The organism is Dyadobacter soli (genome assembly GCF_900101885.1).
Taxonomy (GTDB): Bacteria; Bacteroidota; Bacteroidia; order Cytophagales; family Spirosomataceae; genus Dyadobacter; species Dyadobacter soli.
The window spans coordinates 1-20,527 of the sequence record NZ_FNAN01000006.1 but is presented as its reverse complement, the minus strand read 5'-3'; the positions used below and the strand labels follow the sequence as shown (position 1 = coordinate 20,527).

Genomic DNA, 20,527 nt, shown 5'->3' with positions numbered 1-20,527 from the left:
TACGTGTCAAAACTAGTTAGAAATATTTCGCATTACATTGTCTCCAAGAAAAGTAACCCATAGAAACATTTCTATCATTTCAATAACTAACTGCCTTTTGAGCTAATTCAAATGTATCGGTGACATTCATCTTTTTGTAGATCCGCTTCTTATAAGTGCTTACCGTGTTGCATTTCAGATTGAACATGAAGGCGATTTCCTTCGTGGTTTTTCCCTGCACGACATGCGTCATGATCGCCCGCTCGCGGTGCGAGAGCCTTTCCAGCGATTCCAGCCCGTCTTTCTGATGGTCGGTGTCGATCATCATGATCAGCGAAGCCTGCAATTCGACGCTCATATATTTACCTCCCGCGCCTAACATGGCAATCGCTTTGGCCAGTTCTTCAGGTTTGGCGCGTTTCATGACGAACCCCTCGGCACCGGCGCGCAATGCGGGCAATGCAAAGATCCGCTCCGACATGCCGGAGTAGAACAATATGGAAATGCCGGGTTTGACCGATTTAAGCAGCTTGATGATTTCCGGCGAAACCAGCCCCTCGATTTTAACTTCCGTGATCACCACCTTGATATTGTTGTTTTCTTTGAGAATGGCACGTGCGGTTTTCAGGTCGGGGGCTTCGAAAAGCTGATATTCAGCTGATACTGTTTCCAGAAATAGCCGCATTCCAGTGCGCAGCAACGTTTGATCGTCGATGATGAGGATGTTCATGATGGTAAGGCCTGATGGCCGGGTAAGTAGCGCAATAGCTGCGTCCGGGCGTGACGTACGGGAGTAAAAAAGATTTGCCGGTGATACCGGTAAAAGTAGGGCGAAACGGCTTTTATTACAATACTCTCATCGCAAATAAGACATAGAATTATTTCTATTGCCTCAAAGCCGTTATTTACGATTATCTGTCATTCTTTTAGTATTAGCAACAGAATGATCGCTTATTTTGTATGAAATATACCCCGAAAACCCCAGTGTTGAGAGTCGTTAGGTTGTTATGGTGTCTGGTGTTTCAGGCGATTATTTTTCCGCTGGCCGCACAGACCATTGCTAAAAATCCCAATTACACGTTACGGCATTATTCCAGTGAGGACGGTCTGCCGCAGAATTCGGTAAAAGCCATTGCGCAGGACCGTGACGGTTTTTTGTGGCTGGCTACCGACATGGGGTTGGTCAGGTTCGATGGCCAGTCTTTCAAAACTTTCCGAAAAGAAGATCTTGGGACGCGCTCCGACCTCGTCATGTTTTTCGCCCCCGACCTGCGCGGGAGAAAGGATCGGATGTATGTGCTGAACGAACGCCTCGAGCACATCAAACTTGCCCGTGGAAACCCAACAATGGACAAAAATCTGCTCGAAAGCCATTTCCCAGGCGTACCCAAAGGCAAAGAACAATATAGTGGTTGGTCTTACGCCCAGAGCCTACCAGACCGATTTCGTAATGCATACCGTGTTTCCCATTACCTGTTTCTGCTTCCCGATGCCAGGGGTAGTTTTTACATGTGGCAAAAAGGCGGGCAGATCGATTTTTATCAGAACTGGAAAAAACAAAGGACGAATGCTACACAGGCGCATTCACCATTTGGGATTTTCAGGTTAGGGAAAAACCTATATCATGACGATCGGCGTGGGGGCATCGGACTTTTGGCGACCGATTCTGAAATGGTCAAAGTACCGGAGAAGGCAACGCTTACCCCTCTGAATAGCAAGGCCTCTCAGCTCGAACTGACAAAACCTTACGTTCTCTACTCCCATGATTTGTCAGGCAGCGCATTCATTTATCAGAATCAAAAGCTGTACCTGCTGTCGCAACGAAGCCCGGGAACTATTCAAACCAGCCTTCTGCTCAAAGACTTCGACTTTCAGCGAAACAATGTGGTTTCCGTGTTTTATGATGAAAAACACAAGAGGCTTTACCTAGGTACGCTCACGAACGGACTTTACATTTTCGATTTCCATGTTTTTGAAACATTGACTATCAACAGCAATGAACCGGAAGCCAATGTATTCTATTCACATATTCCCTTTTCGGACAGTACAGTATTAACGTCGTCATTTAATGTACTTGGTAAAAGGGCAAACAGGGAAACCATTGCATACAATCTTCAACCATTGGTCAACGGTTTTCCTATGAACCGGTTTAGTGTGCTCATCAGCCACTCAGGAGATGTCTGGTGTCGAAAAGAGAATCTTCTATTCTGGTTCGACGGTAAACGCAAAAAGTTAAAAGGGAAATGGAAAACAGATGGAGTAATCACGCCTGTTTATGAAGATGGTGCGGGGCGTATTTGGGTTGGCACCAGATACGACGGACTTTATTATATCGATCCGAAGGAAAAGGGCACGCCATTACATGCTTTTTCGCGAAAGCTCATCGATGTTACCTACATAGTGGAAGAATCCCCTGACATTATTTGGATCGCAACCGGCCATGGGTTGTTCAAAATAAACCCCCGAGAGAGAACCACGTCGCTCATTCCCCAAACCGAAAACCTGTGTGTCAAAAGTCTCTATCTTCATAATAAAGGCGAGCTGTGGTTTCCAACATTTAATCACGGCCCCTTTCTTTTGCGACATGGTAAATTGACGAGGCTTCCGGTCGACAAGAACAGGATACTCATCAATGCGCACTGCTTCCTCGGGGATAAAAACGGCTATTTATGGATACCGACGAATTCGGGACTCTTCCGCATGTATCGCCAGGACTTACTTGATTTTACCACTCATAAGGATAGCACCCGCCTTTACTATCACCGCTACTCGAAGAAACAGGGTTTCCGCATTGACGAATTCAACGGCGGCTGCCAGCCTTGTGCCGTACGCCTGAAAAACGGCTACGTGTCGTTGCCTTCGATTGACGGACTGGTTTTCTTCAACCCGGAAAAGACGCCGGTGGATGTACCCGATTCCAAAATCTTCATCGACCGTGTCGAAGCCGATTCCAGGGTACTCCCATTAAGCGGTTCAAAAATAGAATTAACCGACATTAGCGATGTGCAGGTGTTCGTTTCTTCACCCTACCTGGGCAACCGGGAAAATCAACAGCTCTATTATGATGTATCGAGTGACCGTAGGACCGAAGCCCGGCAAATATGGTATCCTATTCAGAACGAGCAGCAATCCATTCACCTCAATAACCTCGAATCTGGCACTTACACGCTGAAAGTCCGCAAAAACGCCGGGTTCGGGGCCAATTCGGAGCAATTGACCACGCTTACCATCGTCATTCCATACGCCTGGTACGAAACCTGGCCGTTCAAGCTGCTGGTAGTGACGCTCGCGCTGGTGGGTACTTACTTCTATTTCAAAACTCGGCTGAAAAGTGCCGACAGGATGAATAAGATACTCGAATCCCGTGTATCGGAAAAAACGCGCAACTTGCAGGACACATTGAGCGTACTGAAAGTGTCAGAACAGGAATTGTTGCGGCAAACGCGCCTTCAAATGCACCTGATAGCGTGCATCAGCCACGATATTCGCAGTCCTCTGAGATCAATTGAATTTACATCTGCAAAACTTCCTAGCCTGATAGAGAGTAATGATCATGAACTTGCTAAAATTATCGGGCTAAGTGTAAACACATCATCTAAAAAAATTCTTTCGCTTCTCGAAAATTTGCTCTCATATGCACGGTCGCAGGTTTTTAACAATTCAATCACCTACGATACCTTTAACGCTCGGATTTTCGTGGAGGAAGTGAGCACTATTTTCAATGACGCATTTATTTCGCGGAACAATTGCTTTAAAAATAATGTGCCCGAAACATTACAAATTAGGTCAAACAGGCAACTGCTTCAAATTATCCTACACAATCTTATTGATAATGCGAATAAATATACATCCGATGGCTTCTTAGTTGTGGATGTGGATTCAGCAAGCGATGGTATCATGCTTCAAATAAACGACAATGGACCCGGGTTGTCACTGGCAATCCTCAGTTGGTTCAATTCAGACAGCACTGGTGAGACGAATTCGACAGACGAGGATACTTCGATTCGTGGTATCGGCCTAGTGATTGTAAAAGAGCTTGCCGAAGTGTTGGGGCTCGAAATTAAGGTTGTATCCGAGTCTGGAACTAAGTTCATTATATTTTTTCCAAAATAGAGTAAGGCATTTCTGGGTCAACAGAATAATGAACTATTCTTTGACTAACACAGGCTTACAGAAGATGTCAACCAACCGGGCGTCCAGCAGCAGCTTAGCGATAATAGCTATAATTGCCCGATTGCCCAGGCGCCAAATATTGCCAGACTGATGTTGTGCGCCAGATTTACTGACTTGTTGATCACGGAAATACTGATCAAATCAATCAGTGCAGGAGCAAGGCCGATTGCCAGCGCACCAAAACAGAACAGTACCGACGGGTAGCAAAAGCCCAGGATAAAAATCAGAGAAATAGAATTTACGACCAGCTCGCTAACCAATATGGCAATCACATTGTAGCCACCATGCGAATGTTCGCCACAACAGCTGCCCACAACATCGCCAATCTGATTGTCGATGAATAAGTAGGTGGACAAAATCACGGCAAAAATTATGGATGGGACCGCATACGAATCCGAACGCCTATCGCTGATTTTCAGCATTTAACCTATTCTTGTTTTTACAGGTAGTGGCTAATACGCATGAAAAGAAGTGAAGGCCGAAATCTTACGCCACATTTTGGAAGGCGGGTATATACAAGATTCTATGCTCCCCGTGCCAAATTTTGGTAGCGACGCGCTCAACTGAGCACCTGGTATATCAGAAACGGCACGCATTACCACATTTCCATGTCCAAACACCGGCAGGGCTTCTCCGACTATGCGAAATTCCAGCTAATCGCGACGCGTAATTTTGCCCGCTAACCGGTACAAGACCGCGGTGCTGCTGCAGAGTGTCTGTTTAGATCAAAAATCAAGTCCTGTCGAGAAATTAATTCAGGATTTCAATCTTTTTGGCTAGCTCAACTACACTAGCAACTTGCAATTTCTTGAAGAGATTTGATTTGAAGGAGCTGACAGTACTTTCCTTTATTTCCAGCTTAACAGCAATTTCCCCCACCTTATATCCTTCTATTAAAAGTCTCATAACTATTTGCTCTCGTCTACTCAGCACTTGGAAAGGAGATTGAAACGGAGCAGCAAACGATCCGGTCATTTTCCACATTGCCTTAGATACGACCGATTCGCGAAGTGCCCCATCGAGATAAGTTTGTGAATCGATCACAGTCATGATGGCTACTTTCAATTCGTCTTTTGCTCTCTCCTTTGACAAAAAGCCGTTCGCTCCAGAAAATACTGCGGAAAGTGCATAAACAGCTTCATCGAGTGCTGAATACACAAGAATTTTGACGCTTGGAGATACTGTTTTTATCCTTTTTATAGCCTCTAAACCTCCGCCTTTTAATCCTATTTCAATAATGATCAAATCGAAAATATTCTTCTTGATCATTTCAATTCCTTCTGAAATTTGAAAGGCTTGCAATACCCTAGCACCAGAGATGTACCGTTTCACCTCTTGTTTTAGTCCAGAAAGCAGTACAGGATGGGGATCAATTAAGAGTATTTTCATCTGATGAAAACCCCATTAAGGGGTATTTATTATAATGTATTAAGACAATAATTAAACCATATTTTGAGCAATGCTTTCGGATTCCTTGTCTATACAAACTAGCCACCGGGAAATTCCCGGTGGCTAGTTTGTATAAAGAGGTTTAACACATAAAGCGTTTATCTTGCAATCATGATCTTCTGTGATTTCACTCCCCCATTATTGTCAACAACTTTCACGAGGTACATCCCGACGGCAAGGCCGTCGACACGGAACGTTCCGCCGGCAGCAATGCCTGCTTCTTTCACGGTCTTACCATTCATATCGATCACGGAAACACTTTTGACATTGTCCGCATCCTGAATGTACACGATGTCACGCGCAGGGTTCGGGTAAGCGAGTTGTTTTGCCAAATGACCGAAAGACACGTTTTTGATGCTGCTGTAAGCGAATGTCGCGTCCTTGTCCACCATTTTCAGGCGATAGTAGTTTTCACCGCTCAACGGGTTGGCATCGCTGAATGTGTATTTCACCAGCACTTTGCTTTCGCCGGTTGAAGCCACGGTTCCGATCTTGCTCCACGCCTTACCATTCGCGCTGCGCTCGATCTCGAAACGGTCGCTATTGGTTTCAGCGGTGGTCGACCAGCCGAGCAGGGACGTCGAGCCTTCCTTGCGTACATCGAACGCCACCAATGTTACCGGCAGCGCGGAGTTTGCACCGAGCGCGAATGCCGAATAGTTGTCAGGTGTAACGCCCGTGGCCGTAATGGTACCCGTGGTTGCCAGGGTACCGGTAGTACCTCCCGCATTGCCCAGGGCTTCCCATTTCGAAGTAGACGTATTGTAACCCACTACAATCAGGTTTACGATGTTGGAGGTGGCGAGTGCGTTTGCACCGCTGGCCGCATCCCAGGTAAGGGTAACGTCAACAGGCCCCGGACCATCGAGATCCCAGTATTCCACCTGACTCACACCTGTTACACCGGAAGAGGCGAGATTGGTTACCGGAAATGGTGCGCCTGCCGGCAATGTAGCCGAGCTGGGACTTCCCGAAAAGTATGCCGCCTTGTAAACGCCTGACGATGCAGGTGCTGAAATAGCGATGGTACGCAGCTTGGTGCCGTTACCGACCGGGAAAACGAATGCACTTGTCCCATTTTTCGACACATAACCATTTACGTGGTTCGCATCGTCCTGGCCTGTATAGGAGGCACCAGGACCGAAGCCCAGGATACCCGGCGAAACAGCACGCTCCGCATTGATGATGCCCGGCTGAATGCCTGCGCCCCCGGCGAGGAACGTATGCGTGCCGAACACGGTCATCTGCGTGCCTGCGAAGATGGTCGTATTGCCCTGGCTACTCGACTGAGCAGCCGCGGGATCGACCACCAGCGAGAGCGACAGGCATAAGCCGGCGCTCAGGCCAATGAGCTTTTTATGGATGATTTTGTGCATAGTTCACTCATTTTGAAATGGTAGCCTCAGAATTTTGCTGAGCAGCATTGCCGAGCATCGCCTTGATGCTTGCAACCTCAGCTTTGAGCGTGTTCATTTCGCTCAGTTGCGCTTTCAAAGCGGCGATTTCTTTTTGCTGATCCTGGATTTCTTTTTGCTGATCCTGGATTGCTTTTACGAGAAGCGGGGTCAGCTTAGTGTAATTTACTGTCCATGGGTTGGCTTTGACGTCCTCGCCTCCAATTGCAACAGCTTCAGGGAAGATTTTAAAGAGGTCTTGCGCGATAAAACCAACAGTACGAGTTTTAGATGGATTATTGATATAGTTATAATCAACCACGTCCAACTTCATCAAATCTTGGATCGAATAATGTGTTTCTTTAATATTTTCTTTCAAACGTCTGTCAGAGGTTTGCGAAAACGCTATATCACCTGCATTATAAATTATACGTCCGAGTGTTGCACCAGCAGCACGGAAGGCTACAAAAGTTTCAACGCCACTAGGAGCTAACCTTTTTGTAAGAGAAAGATTTTCGCCATCCGTTTGAATGGAAATGTTGGCTTCGTCTGTAGCCTCAGCCCAGTCAATCAAAATCCCATCCTGACCAGCCGTACCTGTCCGGTAGTTTGCTCCATCATTGTTGTTGTTCGCGACCAAAACTTTTCCATTTACATGGAAAGTTCGAAGGGGATTCACTGTATTGATACCGACCTGACCATTCAAGCCTATAACCATGCGAGGATCAGTTTGCCCGTTAATTGTAGTATTGAAAGCCAGTGCTCCCAACCCAGCATTGAGATCATTGCGAAGTCCAATACGAAACAGCCGAGGGTTTACACTATTGCGTCCAAAATCAATATAAGGTCCCTGAACGGGTGCAAGCGCTAGAGTACGTAACATTTGGATAGCACCTCCGGCCAATATCGTTGTAGAACCTCCATTATCTGAGCGCCTTGAGACGATGTGCCCAAGCCGCGAAATAGTTCCTCCTTTTCTACCACCCGCATCTATTGTGCCTGTCGTTCCAAGAAGGAAAGGAGTGCTGCTGTTTGGAGCGTTGTAAACTGCCCACACACCCTCTCTACATATCCATTGTTGGCCTTCCGTAGCACCATCTTCCGTAATATCGTTCCAGATGGTTCCTTCTGGATCAGCCCCACAGCCCCCCCCTACTGTAGGCGCGCCCTCTCTGTAAACTTCCAGGCCAGTAGAGACCGCGGTTACCAATCTCACCCAACTGCTGCCATCCCAATAATACTCGCCCGGCGAAACCGTAAAGTCACCGGTAGTGGTGGTATTAGTGTTATACACACGTGTACCTGCAATAATGGGAGCGGTAAGCGGCGCAGCCTGGTCGGTGGCCTGAAGCTGAACGCGGGGGCTCAAAAGGCCTTTTGTAGCACTTTCCAGTTCCAGGATAGAGTTTGGACTAATCGTGTTCGGGTTATCCCCGATCTTCACTTGCGCCATCAAAGGCGAACCGACAAAAAGCAAACCGGCGGTAACTCCGAGTGCACCGGCAGTGCGTGTTAGTAGTTGTTTTACTTGCATGTTTGTAATTGTTTTAATTAATAAATCATTGAAAAATGAGTACGGTATTGAAAGAGTGATTATTCGGGATCAAAAGGCACGCCGTTACCGCTCGAAAACAGGACTTTGCGGCCAGGTTTCTAAATGCGTTTAAATCGGGTTATTTATGAATGGGCTTAAATCAGCAAGCTAATCCGCGAGGATTTGTGGCCAGTTTGTGGAACACCTGCGATGCAAACTATATCTACAAAGTAGCAGGAAAAATATATGCGGTTAGGGGCACAAATTAGCACCGAAGCCTCGCCAAACCAATAAGGAGCTGTATATCAATTATTTACAAAATACTTTTCCATATACAATAGAAATGTTTCTATTGTATATACTAGCTAGACGATGGTAGAAGGGAAAATAGTTAACATTTTTTCCGAACGCCCTATGCAAGTCTACGTGTAGGTATCAACTTCTCAAATATCGTCCCGTGAGGTGGCTCCTCTATGTTGAAAAACAAGCGTAGGGCCGAGTTCCGGCCTTCTTTTTTTGAGGACAAAATCTACCTGACCTCCCGTTGAAATGTGTTAACCTGAAAGGTTATCGCATTTCAACGGGACCACTTAAATTCTATAAACCAACCGTCGCGAAACAATGCATCAATGTGATCAACAAAGGAAGGATCGTGCTTTGTGCTTTCATCCATTGCAAAGTTAATAACCATCTTCATAAGCATTAGGAATTGTCGGCATTGACTATCTTCTGATAAAATGTTAATGTCTGTAATACACAATAACCCATAGATGCCGCGCCTACGCAATTGCGTCGTAAAATGATGGAGCTGCTGTATGATACTGCAATTTGTAGCGAAACCATATTTCAGCAGATACTTCATCTTCAACAGCCAACCCGTGCAGATTCGCACGAAGTGATCGAGAGTCACTATGCGTCTCCCATTAGCTTGGAAGATCTGGCTTACATGTCCGGTCGAAGCTTATCAAGCTTCAAGCGCGACTTTCAACAAACATTCAACATGCCACCAGCGACCTGGATTCGTGAGAAATGCGTGCGTGAAGGCCATCACAGCTAACTCCGTTTCAGCATTAATCCATCGTGAGGTGATCGCCGAATCACAGCGGCTGCTATTCTACACTGATTTAGATATCAAGGAAATTGCATTGGATCTGGGATTCGAGGACCAGAAGTATTTTAGCCGGCTGTTTAAGAAGGTCGTAGGCGTTGGCCCAACTGTATTCAGAGACAAACAATTATCGACCGACTAGTCAATGATGATAAAGTACGATTAAAGGTGTTGCTAGCAAGGTTTATCAAACCATTATCGGTGCCGAGCGGCCGCAAAACCAAAAAGTGATGGATGATATAATTTACGGTTTAACTACCGAATAAATTATCCCGTTTAGTTATAGATAAAATCTATCTGATTGGAGAATTTTGGATTTGATAATCGGTCCTTTGTTTCAACAGTTTAATAAGCTTGTAACTGATCATGCCGAATGAGCACGGATAACGCCACGCGAGTAGGGGCGTTATCAAGGACACAGACGCGCCAATGGGCTTGTACTTTCTTTTTGACAACGAAGCCAAAAGAAAGAGATCGTACAGGTGTCAATTTTCACATTATGCTGCAGTGTTCTGATGATTCTTTGCCATTGTTAACTTGGCGGTAGTTATAATTTGTGAAAGACGGGTAGGATCTGCCTGAACATTATTAGCCTTAGGTCTATTGTACTCGAGCATGCTTTAATTGAAGGAACGCCTGAAATCTAACGGCGACACACTGGTTTTGAGCTTGAAAAGTTTGCTAAAAGACTGGGGATGTTCGAAGCCTAATTCATACGCTATTTCGCTTATCGAAGCACCGCTCGTGGATAGCTGTTCCTTAGCCTTTTCAATCAGATGGTTATGAATGTGCTGTTGCGTATTTTGGCCTGTAAGTGTTCGCAGCATATCACTTAGATAACTCGAACTTACATTTAACTGCTCAGACAGAAATTGGACGGTTGGAAGCCCCTGCTTTTGGGCTGGCGGTGATTGAAAGTAGGCGTGTAAAATATCTTCCACCTTTTTAAGGAGATCGCTGCTTACCGCCTTACGGGTATTGAATTGCCGGCTGTAGAACCGGTTGGCATAATTGAGCAACAATTCGATCTGAGAAATCACAACGTCCTGGCTGAAATTATCAATTCTGTCTTTTAATTCTTCTTCAATACTTTCAAAAACAGAAACGATCGTGGTTTTTTCTTTCTCTGATAAGTGCAGCGCTTCACGGATGGAATAGGAAAAAAATCCGTATTCTTTGATCTTCCTGGCGAGTTCGTAACCCAGTAAAAAATCCGGATGGAAAAGTAAAGTATAACCGGATTGATCACTGAGTGGTCCGTGGCCACCTGTGATCTGACTGGGCGAAACAAAAAACATTCCTCCTTCGTCAAAATCGTAGTAATGCTGCCCGTATTTGAACGTCCCCTGAAAATTCATTTTATACGAAATCTTGTAAAAATTGAGAATGTGCGGACTGGGAAGCCTTTCCAGCGGAATGGTCCCATCAGCATTGTTGATTAAGCTTACCAATGGGTGCATAGGTGCCGGAATGTCCAGCGCCTTATGCAGCCTTGATAAGGAATTGAATCTATGGTTAGACAGCTCATCCTTCATTGTAATGTCTTTTTATAATTTACTTTCAATGCTGCCTAGTGCACCTGGTACGCCGTTAAGGGTTTTCTTGGCGTCTGCCCAACTTGTATCGTTTGGATCGAACGTACTCCGAACATACGCAAGAATGCTTTCACATACAAAGGCAACACGCTCCGGATTTTCATCACTTGTCTCGCGAGCATCATATCCTGATATGCCACCAAAGATGTGTTCGGCGCCAAACACGGTCAGTAGGTCCTTCGGGCCGGGACTTTGATAATAAGCATCCGCTCTCCAGTTGTCCACATCAGAGAACATAAGGTTAATATCTTTGTCCCCATTCACAATGAGTGCTGGCAATGTCATGGTGCTGAAATTGCCGGCCGCCAACACAGGATAATGCTGTCTGTTGACTCCGTTAAATCCTTCGGGACCACCAGAGGCGCCAATCAGCACATGTGCTTTTAATCTTGGCTCAGCTGCATTCACTATTTTACCTGTTGCGGGGTCTGTTACCTCCATGCCAGCAAGCATGGCCACGGTCTGGCCTCCCATGGAATGGCCGATGGCAGCCACTTTTGCCTGATCGACTCTTCCGGTTAACCCTGGCACTGTCGCAATAATCTCGTCTAAATGATCCAGGATAAATTGCATGTCTGTTGCCCGTGAACTCCAAAACAAGGGTGCTTCCGGAAGGGATGACGGAAGCGCAAGTGCTCTGGAATTTTGATGAGTAGGTTGAATGATGACAAACCCTTGTGCCGCAAAAAAATCAACAATGGGACCATATCCTCTGTACGAAGAGAGAAAATTAGAGGGCCCGTGCCCATGCGAAAGAAGAATGACCGGCAGGTTGTTTCCGCTGGCAGGAGCAGACACTTTTATTTCAAGGTCTACGTGGCGGCCGGCAACCGGTAATACAACTGGACTGAAGCTAATGATCGGTGTTTGTGACTGTTTCATGTTGTTTTTGATTTTGAGATATGCAAAGTTCATCAGCCTTGAACTTCCCAGCGTAGTGAAATCGGGGCATTGCGTAGCCAAAATCCAAAAAAGGAAACATCACCTGGAATGAGGTTAGAGGGAAGGTAAAGAGCATGCAAGCTCTCGCATCTAAACGCGAATCTTACAATTTTGGGCGCTTACAGTGGAAATTAAGGTGAAATTGACCACCTGATTTCATTTTGGACTGATCACCTCCTTTCTGCCTAGATTGACCACCTATCTCTCTTTTCATCAGCAGGTTGTTATCAAGACAGACAATATGGCCTAATGGTCAAGCTGCCACGGAATGAGGTAGTCTGTGCACCAAATTTTCCACTAGCTGGTGGTGTCAACTAGCCTATCCGCAAGTGAATAAATTCGAAACAGAAGTTCGGTTTATGTATATCTACTTACATTAACTGTACAATACCGCCTCTTATCGATATGGAATCGCATGAAATCGAAAATTAGCCCAAGTTCGTTTTAACCACCGAATAAATCTGATACCGAAAGATATAACTAATAGTTATGAATCGGACATTCTCAAACTGATGCGGTCTCTCGATACGTCGGTAGGATAACCTAAGCTAAATTGCTATGAGAACTTTATGAACTGTCACGATATAGTGAGAGTTACTAACTTCATTGACACCTGAAAACAAAATGTAGTTTTCATGGTTACGGCTGCGTATGGAGTAAAAATTGATAAATCCTCCATTGGGGGCCGAAGAAAACTTTCCTAGGTGAAGAATCTCCATCAAGCTCTCGAACTTTTCAGGGACATTGCCACCAACAAACTGAGTACCTATTATCGCCCGAAAGTCTACTGTCACCGAGTCGTCGTCGAGATCAATCTCTGTAAGCGTTGACCTACCGGTGACTGCATTGTCGTAATAACATTCGTGCTCTGCTAATTCTTTTACGATTTTCATTATTCATAATAAGTGGTACACCTAGCTTGGACGCAGTAGCTTCCCAGCCTATGGGAAATATCAAGAAATGGCGCGGCGCACGTCCCTCTCAATTTGCTGTACGCTAGTCCAGGCGCAATATCAGAATATGTCTGGCATTGAGCCATGATTCTTTAACTGTTTTGCAAACTACGGAATATGAAGAGCTAGTTCAAATTATAGAATAAACGTTCATATAAACGGTAAGGATAATTTAGTAAAAATATCTTAATATTATATCGCTATTATTATAAAATAAATCTTCCAATAAGGTTTTTATCTAATCCGTCAAAAATGCCCCGGAATATTGCCTATTTACGTGTCTCCACCCTAGATCAAGACCTCGAAAAGAACAAGGCCGACATACTGCACCTGGCCAATGAGAAGAATTTAGGCCGGGTCGAGTTCGTTCAGGAAAAAGTTTCCGGGAAAGTGTCCTGGCGCAACCGCAAAATCGGCCCGATCCTGGATGAGCTCAAAAAAGGGGATGTCATTTTACTCAGTGAATTTTCCCGACTTGGCAGATCCATGCTTGAGGTGATGGAAATTATCTCGATTGCTATGCAGAAGGGTATTCGAATTTATACAGTCAAAGGCGGGTGGCAACTTGACGACTCTATCCAAAGCAAAGTGATGGCTATGGTTTTTGCGATGGCCTCTGAAATCGAAAGAGACCTGATTAGTAAGCGGACAAAAGAGTCACTAGCTGCGAAGAAGCTCTCAGGGATAAAGCTAGGTCGCCCAACCGGTCCCGGTAAAAGTAAGCTAGATCAGTTCAGACCCGAAATTGAGGCCTTGCTACTTAGTGGTTCGAGCCAGAAGTACATTGCAGACCGTTACCGGGTAACAGAAGCAACTCTGTCCAACTGGATTAAAAAAAACAGTGTCAAAAGATACCGGAAGGTAGCATAGGTTAAAATCTTAGGCGGACTCATTGGCCTCAAAAATAACATAATGGAAAGAAATTCATTATTCTGAGGATATTGACCAGCAGCTGCCCCCAAGATGGTTCTGATCGTTATTGTCTGAGCTTTGCAGAAGTGACTATAAAAGGTAAAGGTGTTAAATTCATTGTTTCCAGTTCCTTAGAAGTCAAAAAATAGCCCGTGACGTAGACGGCTAAACTATCTTGCATAAATTGTTTGGGAAGATTGCATCCACCCCAAGCAACGCCATTAGGTGCTATCAGTTGGCTGCCGATTGCTAATCCGCCGCTTAGTTGCACTGTTACTGGCGCATCAACTACATATTCGTCACGGGTTAACCCCTCCAACCCATAACAATCCAGCCCCTCTGAACTAATTTTGTCTTCCTTGCAATTTAGCAAACTCAACATGCATACACCGGCGAGCACAAAGCGTTTCATAAGTCGGTTTAGTTAGATGATTCATCAAGTATCAAATAAAGCTGTTCTTTACAGGATTCGTTTGATGACAGTTTCGTTGGAAATTCTCGTGTCATAATCGGTCCTTACGTAAGACGGCTCGAGCGAGTGCAGCTGCTCCTAAACGAAAAATACCCACTGTTTGAATGACGCCACTACGGCAAAAGATCTACGTTAAAATACTGCCAACCAATTCTAAAACTCACAAATTGCGAAATCGGTGTCGGCCGATAGAGTACATAAAAACGACCGGATAATTTAGCAGCATCCAACCATAGATACAATCTATAAATTGGGTCTTACCAGATTCGGAGCTAACGTACAACAACTGTACTTGGCTAAGTTTTCTGCATACTAGAATCAGTTTCTTAATAACGGCTGATAGGCATGAGGTTCACGGTGACCGATAAGTGCTGTAAGCTTCCTACTACACCACATTAAACCTGCATTAAAATTGAGCAAAGAAAGCATCTGGCGGTTACCTTTGTATATACCCTAACCATTGTCACCTCTATGCATTATTTCAAGCCGTTTTGGTGGAAATTCCTCACTATTGTCATATTACTATATGTGTTGATTGCCGGCCTGATCAACAATGTGCCCCGTCTGCCGATCCTGAATGAAACAATCCGAAATGCGTTTTACCATCCGCCACTCTGGATCGCCATGATGACTTTGCTGCTATTATCGGCCATTTTCTCTATCCGGTACCTAAGCAAGGGAAGAATTCAGGACGATTTATGGGCCATCGAGTTTGCCAATACTGCGATCCTGTTCGGAATTTTGGGCTGCATTACGGGTTCGGTTTGGGCTTATTTTGCGTGGGGCGATTTTTGGCCCAATGACCCCAAGACCAACGGCGTAGCCGTGGGTATGCTGCTGTATCTCGCCTATTTCATACTGCGCGGCTCATTCGAGGATGAATTAAGACGCGCCAGGATTTCCTCAATCTATAACATTTTCGCTTTTGCGATGTTCATCCCGTTGATCATGATTCTCCCTCGTCTGACTGACTCCCTGCATCCGGGCAATGGCGGCAATCCCGGCTTCAACCAGTATGACCAAGACAAAAGCATTACGATGATCATCCGGCCCGCCTTCATCGGATTTACCTTGTTAGGCCTATGGATAACCCAACTCCGGTTCAGAATGCGAAGGATCCAGAAAGTACTTGAAGAGCAGGATTTGAATCAAAAAACAAATGAAACGTCCCTGACACGATGAAAGCACTTTCCAAATACGTATCCAAATTGTCTTTGCTTCTATCAGTATTACTTCCCCTAATGGGCCACGGACAATCCCAGGGACCGGTGTCTGATTTGCTCCGGCAGGACGGCAAATTATGGGTGGTTGTCACGGTCATTGCCGTCGTATTCACAGGACTATTCTATTACATATTCCGATTGAACCAGCGAATCAATAGGTTGAAAAACCGGCGGTGACTGTTAACGATGACCGCCTCAGATAATATCTTTCCGGTTGAAAAGCTGAATACTTACCAACGCTCCCAAAACAAAAACGGCCAGGCTATTTAACAGGTACGAATAGCGCCAGTCTCCCATGTCCAGTGAATTGTTCAAAAAGCAAATGGGCCACAGATAGGGAGAGGCAGTACTAATCGCAAATCCCCGCGAGATCACACCTGCCATGGTCACGAAAAGCCCGAAACCCGCTGGGACAATAAAGCTCGCAGATTGCAAACTGATAAAGAGTTGAATAACAATTATTCCCCCGCCACCGAAGAACATCAATAAGGTGCCCTTCGAAAGAACCTCGTGCATGGAATGGTTATGGAACCCGTAGTGTGGTTTGAGCAGCCCCAACAACCATCCAGCAGCCTCTGCGAAACCATATAATGCAATGTGGCTTAACCCCGTCAGCACCGTAAGAACCAAAAGTTTAGACACATAAATACTCCACCTGGGAACAGGCAGAATGTATAGGTAGGCGAATGCACGGTTCTGATGTTCAATAGCGGCGTATAGCGCCGATTGGAGTGAAACATAAATCGGAAAAACAAACAATGCCCAACCAACTAGGATATGCCCGGAAAAATTGATCCAGGGGTTGACATCGGGCTTATAAAATTTTTCTCCGTCCGCATAAGCCGCCACAAATGCGACCAAAACGACAAAAGCAGGCGCAAAAAATGCCAGCCATACTACTAGTGTCCTGCTGATCTTTATTTTTTCTATCAAAAGGCTCCGGCACAGGTAGGTCAATGCGTTCATATCAAGGGGTTTGTTAAGTTCAAAAAAATGTCTTCCAGTGTCGGTATTGCATAAGAAGGATCATTGGAGATGTCACTCATCCGATCATGTTGGTCTGCGCGTAAGTGATCAATTGATCCCTGGAATAATAAATACCCGGCATTGATGATGGCTACATGGGTCACCATTTTCTCCATTTCTGCAAGTAAATGGCTAGAAATCAAAATGGTCTTACCGTATGACTGGCTCAAACCAACCAGCAAGGTTCGGATTTCGCGGATACCTCCCGGGTCCAGCCCGTTGGTCGGCTCGTCCAGGATCAGCAACTCCGGATCGCCAAGTAGCGCCAGCGCGATACCCAGTCGCTGCCGCATACCCAGAGAATAACTACTTACTTTTCGCGAAGCATCCCGCGTTAACCCAACCATTTCCAATACTTTTTCCACCTGGCCACGCTTTGCATTTCGTGCCAATCTTCCAATTTCCAGGTTTTGCCAGCCCGAAAGGTGCGGATACAGAGTCGGCGTTTCGATAAGCGCGCCCACCCTACGCAGTATAGGAAGGCGGTGACGTCTGATCTCATGTCCGAACAATTTGATACGATGTCCCCGGGCGTGAATAAGGCCCAGCAGCAAACGAATGGTCGTTGTCTTTCCTGAACCATTCGGCCCCAAAAAACCGAAAACGCTGCCTGTGGGAACTTGCAAGCTTACCTCGTGAAGCACTGGCCGGTCGCCATAGGAATAGCTGAGCCGGTCGGTTTGGACTATGTGTGACGTCATATAGTTTTGATTTTTGGCCAAATCAAAACTATGGGCAATTCAGCCAAAAGCATTTTCGCCCTATCCAGGTTTATAGGCAGTGGAAAACAGATAATGCCCTGACAGGCCACTGAGAGCCTGGATTAGGGCGTCTGCGTCCTGATTGGAGGTGTCTAAGGGTAAACTAAAAAATCGAATCGGCTAATTTTGTAATTTCACCTGGTGATGCATACCCGAATTTCGAAACGCTTTTACAGGGTTCTCCCAATCCATCTTCCATTTTTGCTGCACGGGATGGGCTGGCTATTATATATAGTTCTTGTCATATATGTTAGTAATTACCAAGGCGTTGATTTTGTGGTCGGCCACCCTAGTATCCATATTTTTGCCCAGGCCGCTATCTTCTATTTGAATTACTGCTATTTGGTCCCTTCACTCCTGCCTGGCAAAAAACTTCCCCGATTTCTACTGCTGAATGTGCTGGGCATAACAATGCTAGTGGTAGTATTTATCCCGGCTTATCACTGGCTTCGGAACTGGTATATTGGGCCCTCGGCGGCACCTTTCCCTTTGCTATATTCAGAGCAGTTTTCGCTTAGGTCGTTCGAATTGCTGTTGTTTGTATTGATCGCCTGCGTGGTCCGGTTTACTGTCGACTGGTTTTCGTTTCAACAAAAGACGCGGGATCTCGAAAATTCACAACTGAAAACCGAACTCGCTTTTCTTCGCTCTCAACTCAACCCCCATTTTCTATTCAACACGCTCAATTCCCTGTACGCGCTGGCGATCAGGAGATCACCTGACACACCCGACGGCATCATGCAGCTATCACAACTGATGCGGTATGCACTTTATGAAACCAATGAGGAGCGCGTTAATTTATCGAAGGAATTGGAAATGATCACAAACTTCGTCGAATTGCAGAAATTACGGCTTCCCCTGGACTTTCCTGTTCATTTTGTAGTAAAGGGAAAAGTAGACCAAGTCTGGATTGAGCCGTTTCTGATGATGCCCCTTATTGAAAACATGTTTAAACACGGGGCAGAATTCGCATCCATATCGGTGAGCGTAGATGCATGTAGTCTGACGTTACTGACGAGTAACGGTATCCAGCTGCCTGTCGGAAACGGCCCGGGAGGAATCGGATTGGATAACCTGCAAAGGCGATTATCCCATTTGTATCCCGGAACACATCAGTTCTACTTCGGGAAAACGCAGGACCATTTTGATACCCACCTTTCATTAACTATAAATTTACAGTCATGAAGATCCGTTGCCTGGTGGTAGATGATGAGAGACTAGCCCTGGAAGTCATGGAGGGCTACATTGAAAGAGTACCCTTTTTGCATCTTGAAAAGCTGTGTTCAACGCCGTTGCAGGCACTTGATTTTTTATCCAGAAACGCAGTCGACGTCATTTTTCTCGATATTGAGATGCCTGGCCTGTCCGGCTTGCAGTTCTTACAGACACTCAGAAACCCGCCCGCCGTAATTCTAACAACCGCCTATCCTCAGTTTGCCGTAGATGCATTCGAGCTCAATGCGACTGATTATCTGCTTAAACCCATCCCGTTTCAACGATTTCTGACTGCCGTTCAAAAAGTCCAGTCAAAACAATTGGATCAGGCCACTTCAATAGCTACTGCCGAACAGGGAGTCAAACCGTCGGAAGGGCACATTTTCACTAAATCCGGTACCAAAACGGTCCGGATCGATCTGGCAGAAATTCTATTTATCGAAGGAAAAAAGGACCATGTGTTGATTCACACAAAAGCCCGCAACATAAGCACCCAAGTTTCCCTTAGCGGATTGTTGGAAAAATTGCCAGCAGAACAATTCCTAAGAGTACACCGCTCCTTTATTATTGCCTTAGCAAAAATAGAAACCATCGAACGCAACCGGATCGTCATCGACAAAACAGAAATTCCGGTTGGCGATTTTTATCGGGACGCGCTCACCAAACGCATTGGGTTATACTAATAAACGTAAGGGCAGCCTACCACCATCAAGCTTCCCATCTTGTCTGACGTTACCATATTGTCATTTTAGCTACGCTAATGGATAAATAAGGTAAGTCATTTGAAGTCTGTACAGATAATCACGAGTCTACGTTTTCGTATGGGTCAAAAATGAAGAAGCCAGGAGTAATTCCACCCCTGCTAAAAGCACTACAGTCTCTATGAGTGAAAACGCTAATTAGCGATTCCATTAAAACCTGCTCTTCTGAATTACACTTTAACGTATGTAATCCAACCTAACCTGAACTATAAAGTGTGTCATGAGCACAAAAACTACATTCTTAAATTGTCGAGCAAATTACGTTTTAACGACCGAATAATCGAACAACTGGAAATGTAAAAAGTAGCCGGGTGGCCGAGAGTGCCTGTGTAAGTGTCCCGAAACGGTAGACAGTTTGAAATCAGAATTTAAACTTTAAGTCAAGTATTATTAAATACAAGCACTTTTCTGGTGATTATAAGTTAGCTCTTGGTAGGACATCGGAATTTCATTACAACGACTATTTCAAGCTCTAACTCGAAATAATAAACAAAAAACTCATAATCAAATAGTTGATTGACTTATCGTTCTTAAATCCTCAAGAAACCGGTTCGACATTTGTCCCGTTGCGGGCACAAAACGCTGTTTCTGTTATCAGGAACGGCGTTTTTGCTTTTCGGGACAAATATCATTCGAGAACAACTCTGATTTTTTCCGTTTTCAAGGATCAAATCAAAAACTTGTGGAGCGCATAGGATTTTCTAGGATCAAATCAAAAACTTGTGGAGCGCATAGGATTTTCTAGGTTTGTGTTTTTAATCAACCTAGTTCGTTTTGGAAAGTTTCTTGCCTATTATCCAGTTTCTATTACCAGAGTTTATCCTTGAAAATTTTGAATTGACATCCATCGACCGTCAGGATGGAGTATTTCACGTGCATATAGATGAGAAGAATGCGGATGAGAATGACCCGGAGAGGAAGAATTTGCTCTCCAAAGGATTCTTTCCGATGATTACTGTTCAGGATTTTCCAATTCGGGGCCATAAGGTCTTCCTTCACATCAAACGCCGCAGATGGCTTAATACCAAGA

General features: G+C 45.2%; 20 protein-coding genes. 9 read left to right on the top strand and 11 right to left on the bottom strand.

Going from position 1 to position 20,527, the window contains the following annotated elements; genetic code table 11:
• Nucleotides 1-79: 79 nt before the first annotated feature.
• On the bottom strand, nt 80-709 hold the full coding sequence (locus BLQ88_RS10420) for a response regulator (RefSeq protein ID WP_090149023.1): 630 nt from the start codon (nt 707-709) through the stop codon (nt 80-82).
• A gap of 230 nt (nt 710-939) precedes the next feature.
• Here BLQ88_RS10420 and BLQ88_RS10415 point away from each other — a divergent pair, with 230 nt between their 5' ends.
• The gene (locus BLQ88_RS10415; protein ID WP_090149021.1) at nt 940-4,092 is read left to right on the top strand and encodes a ligand-binding sensor domain-containing protein; all 3,153 of its coding nucleotides are present in this window, start codon (nt 940-942) and stop codon (nt 4,090-4,092) included.
• 107 nt (nt 4,093-4,199) lie between these two features.
• Here BLQ88_RS10415 and BLQ88_RS10410 read toward each other — a convergent pair whose 3' ends face one another.
• The 4 genes from BLQ88_RS10410 to BLQ88_RS10395 form a co-directional block, all read right to left on the bottom strand.
• Nucleotides 4,200-4,574: an MIP/aquaporin family protein gene (locus BLQ88_RS10410; protein ID WP_090149020.1), complete on the bottom strand. Its 375-nt coding sequence runs from the start codon at nt 4,572-4,574 to the stop codon at nt 4,200-4,202.
• Nucleotides 4,575-4,902: 328 nt separating this feature from the next.
• The gene (locus BLQ88_RS10405) at nt 4,903-5,541 is read right to left on the bottom strand and encodes a LuxR C-terminal-related transcriptional regulator (protein ID WP_090149018.1); all 639 of its coding nucleotides are present in this window, start codon (nt 5,539-5,541) and stop codon (nt 4,903-4,905) included.
• Nucleotides 5,542-5,699: 158 nt separating this feature from the next.
• On the bottom strand, nt 5,700-6,977 hold the full coding sequence (locus BLQ88_RS10400) for a T9SS type A sorting domain-containing protein (protein WP_090149016.1): 1,278 nt from the start codon (nt 6,975-6,977) through the stop codon (nt 5,700-5,702).
• 7 nt (nt 6,978-6,984) lie between these two features.
• On the bottom strand, nt 6,985-8,529 hold the full coding sequence (locus BLQ88_RS10395) for a tail fiber domain-containing protein (RefSeq protein ID WP_090149014.1): 1,545 nt from the start codon (nt 8,527-8,529) through the stop codon (nt 6,985-6,987).
• 799 nt (nt 8,530-9,328) lie between these two features.
• Here BLQ88_RS10395 and BLQ88_RS37020 point away from each other — a divergent pair.
• Complete coding sequence (locus tag BLQ88_RS37020) at nt 9,329-9,586, top strand: AraC family transcriptional regulator (protein ID WP_090149012.1); 258 nt, start codon at nt 9,329-9,331, stop codon at nt 9,584-9,586.
• The gene (locus BLQ88_RS37525; RefSeq protein WP_374754755.1) at nt 9,552-9,779 is read left to right on the top strand and encodes a helix-turn-helix domain-containing protein; all 228 of its coding nucleotides are present in this window, start codon (nt 9,552-9,554) and stop codon (nt 9,777-9,779) included. The genes BLQ88_RS37020 and BLQ88_RS37525 overlap by 35 nt, the downstream gene beginning before the upstream one ends.
• A gap of 478 nt (nt 9,780-10,257) precedes the next feature.
• Here the strand turns inward: BLQ88_RS37525 and BLQ88_RS10380 are convergent, their stop codons facing one another.
• The 3 genes from BLQ88_RS10380 to BLQ88_RS10370 form a co-directional block, all read right to left on the bottom strand.
• The gene (locus tag BLQ88_RS10380) at nt 10,258-11,172 is read right to left on the bottom strand and encodes a helix-turn-helix domain-containing protein (RefSeq protein ID WP_090149009.1); all 915 of its coding nucleotides are present in this window, start codon (nt 11,170-11,172) and stop codon (nt 10,258-10,260) included.
• A gap of 12 nt (nt 11,173-11,184) precedes the next feature.
• Nucleotides 11,185-12,114, bottom strand: coding sequence for an alpha/beta hydrolase family protein (locus tag BLQ88_RS10375; RefSeq protein ID WP_090149785.1), 930 nt, complete (start codon nt 12,112-12,114; stop codon nt 11,185-11,187).
• A gap of 608 nt (nt 12,115-12,722) precedes the next feature.
• Nucleotides 12,723-13,067, bottom strand: a complete 345-nt coding sequence (locus BLQ88_RS10370; protein ID WP_090149008.1) for a hypothetical protein — start codon at nt 13,065-13,067, stop codon at nt 12,723-12,725.
• A gap of 312 nt (nt 13,068-13,379) precedes the next feature.
• On the opposite strand from BLQ88_RS10370, the gene BLQ88_RS10365 reads away from it, so the two are divergent.
• Nucleotides 13,380-13,997, top strand: a complete 618-nt coding sequence (locus BLQ88_RS10365) for a recombinase family protein (protein WP_090149006.1) — start codon at nt 13,380-13,382, stop codon at nt 13,995-13,997.
• A gap of 106 nt (nt 13,998-14,103) precedes the next feature.
• Here the strand turns inward: BLQ88_RS10365 and BLQ88_RS10360 are convergent, their stop codons facing one another.
• On the bottom strand, nt 14,104-14,451 hold the full coding sequence (locus BLQ88_RS10360) for a hypothetical protein (protein WP_090149004.1): 348 nt from the start codon (nt 14,449-14,451) through the stop codon (nt 14,104-14,106).
• A 531-nt stretch (nt 14,452-14,982) separates the two neighbouring features.
• On the opposite strand from BLQ88_RS10360, the gene ccsA reads away from it, so the two are divergent.
• Both ccsA and BLQ88_RS37145 read left to right on the top strand, forming a co-directional pair.
• A complete protein-coding gene (gene ccsA, locus BLQ88_RS10355; protein WP_090149003.1) occupies nt 14,983-15,693 on the top strand; it encodes a cytochrome c biogenesis protein CcsA in 711 nt (236 codons plus the stop codon).
• Nucleotides 15,690-15,911, top strand: coding sequence for a CcmD family protein (locus BLQ88_RS37145; protein ID WP_090149001.1), 222 nt, complete (start codon nt 15,690-15,692; stop codon nt 15,909-15,911). Before ccsA ends, BLQ88_RS37145 begins: the two co-directional genes overlap by 4 nt.
• Before the next feature lie 18 nt (nt 15,912-15,929).
• On the opposite strand, the gene BLQ88_RS10345 is transcribed toward BLQ88_RS37145, so the two are convergent.
• Both BLQ88_RS10345 and BLQ88_RS10340 read right to left on the bottom strand, forming a co-directional pair.
• A complete protein-coding gene (locus tag BLQ88_RS10345) occupies nt 15,930-16,700 on the bottom strand; it encodes an ABC transporter permease (RefSeq protein WP_090148999.1) in 771 nt (256 codons plus the stop codon).
• The gene (locus BLQ88_RS10340) at nt 16,697-17,461 is read right to left on the bottom strand and encodes an ABC transporter ATP-binding protein (protein ID WP_229212656.1); all 765 of its coding nucleotides are present in this window, start codon (nt 17,459-17,461) and stop codon (nt 16,697-16,699) included. The genes BLQ88_RS10345 and BLQ88_RS10340 overlap by 4 nt, the downstream gene beginning before the upstream one ends.
• Nucleotides 17,462-17,722: 261 nt before the next feature.
• On the opposite strand from BLQ88_RS10340, the gene BLQ88_RS10335 reads away from it, so the two are divergent.
• The 3 genes from BLQ88_RS10335 to BLQ88_RS37010 all read left to right on the top strand — a co-directional run.
• The gene (locus BLQ88_RS10335) at nt 17,723-18,706 is read left to right on the top strand and encodes a sensor histidine kinase (protein WP_176884964.1); all 984 of its coding nucleotides are present in this window, start codon (nt 17,723-17,725) and stop codon (nt 18,704-18,706) included.
• Entirely contained in the window at nt 18,703-19,419 is a 717-nt protein-coding gene (locus BLQ88_RS10330) for a LytR/AlgR family response regulator transcription factor (protein ID WP_090148996.1), read from the top strand. The genes BLQ88_RS10335 and BLQ88_RS10330 overlap by 4 nt, the downstream gene beginning before the upstream one ends.
• Nucleotides 19,420-20,271: 852 nt before the next feature.
• On the top strand, nt 20,272-20,527 hold a 256-nt coding region (locus BLQ88_RS37010), incomplete at its 3' end, for an ISAon1 family transposase N-terminal region protein (RefSeq protein WP_090148994.1).

Excerpts from the sequence above, each read along its gene's own strand:
- BLQ88_RS37145 (WP_090149001.1), top strand. The coding sequence starts at position 15,690 with ATGAAAGCACTTTCCAAATACGTATCCAAATTGTCTTTGCTTCTATCA.
- BLQ88_RS10400 (WP_090149016.1), bottom strand. The coding sequence starts at position 6,977 with ATGCACAAAATCATCCATAAAAAGCTCATTGGCCTGAGCGCCGGCTTA.
- BLQ88_RS10380 (WP_090149009.1), bottom strand. The coding sequence starts at position 11,172 with ATGAAGGATGAGCTGTCTAACCATAGATTCAATTCCTTATCAAGGCTG.
- BLQ88_RS10340 (WP_229212656.1), bottom strand. The coding sequence starts at position 17,461 with ATGACGTCACACATAGTCCAAACCGACCGGCTCAGCTATTCCTATGGC.
- BLQ88_RS10410 (WP_090149020.1), bottom strand. The coding sequence starts at position 4,574 with ATGCTGAAAATCAGCGATAGGCGTTCGGATTCGTATGCGGTCCCATCC.
- ccsA (WP_090149003.1), top strand. The coding sequence starts at position 14,983 with ATGCATTATTTCAAGCCGTTTTGGTGGAAATTCCTCACTATTGTCATA.
- BLQ88_RS10415 (WP_090149021.1), top strand. The coding sequence starts at position 940 with ATGAAATATACCCCGAAAACCCCAGTGTTGAGAGTCGTTAGGTTGTTA.
- BLQ88_RS10420 (WP_090149023.1), bottom strand. The coding sequence starts at position 709 with ATGAACATCCTCATCATCGACGATCAAACGTTGCTGCGCACTGGAATG.
- BLQ88_RS10365 (WP_090149006.1), top strand. The coding sequence starts at position 13,380 with ATGCCCCGGAATATTGCCTATTTACGTGTCTCCACCCTAGATCAAGAC.
- BLQ88_RS10370 (WP_090149008.1), bottom strand. The coding sequence starts at position 13,067 with ATGAAAATCGTAAAAGAATTAGCAGAGCACGAATGTTATTACGACAAT.
- BLQ88_RS10345 (WP_090148999.1), bottom strand. The coding sequence starts at position 16,700 with ATGAACGCATTGACCTACCTGTGCCGGAGCCTTTTGATAGAAAAAATA.
- BLQ88_RS37020 (WP_090149012.1), top strand. The coding sequence starts at position 9,329 with ATGATGGAGCTGCTGTATGATACTGCAATTTGTAGCGAAACCATATTT.
- BLQ88_RS10375 (WP_090149785.1), bottom strand. The coding sequence starts at position 12,114 with ATGAAACAGTCACAAACACCGATCATTAGCTTCAGTCCAGTTGTATTA.
- BLQ88_RS10405 (WP_090149018.1), bottom strand. The coding sequence starts at position 5,541 with ATGAAAATACTCTTAATTGATCCCCATCCTGTACTGCTTTCTGGACTA.
- BLQ88_RS10360 (WP_090149004.1), bottom strand. The coding sequence starts at position 14,451 with ATGAAACGCTTTGTGCTCGCCGGTGTATGCATGTTGAGTTTGCTAAAT.
- BLQ88_RS10395 (WP_090149014.1), bottom strand. The coding sequence starts at position 8,529 with ATGCAAGTAAAACAACTACTAACACGCACTGCCGGTGCACTCGGAGTT.
- BLQ88_RS10330 (WP_090148996.1), top strand. The coding sequence starts at position 18,703 with ATGAAGATCCGTTGCCTGGTGGTAGATGATGAGAGACTAGCCCTGGAA.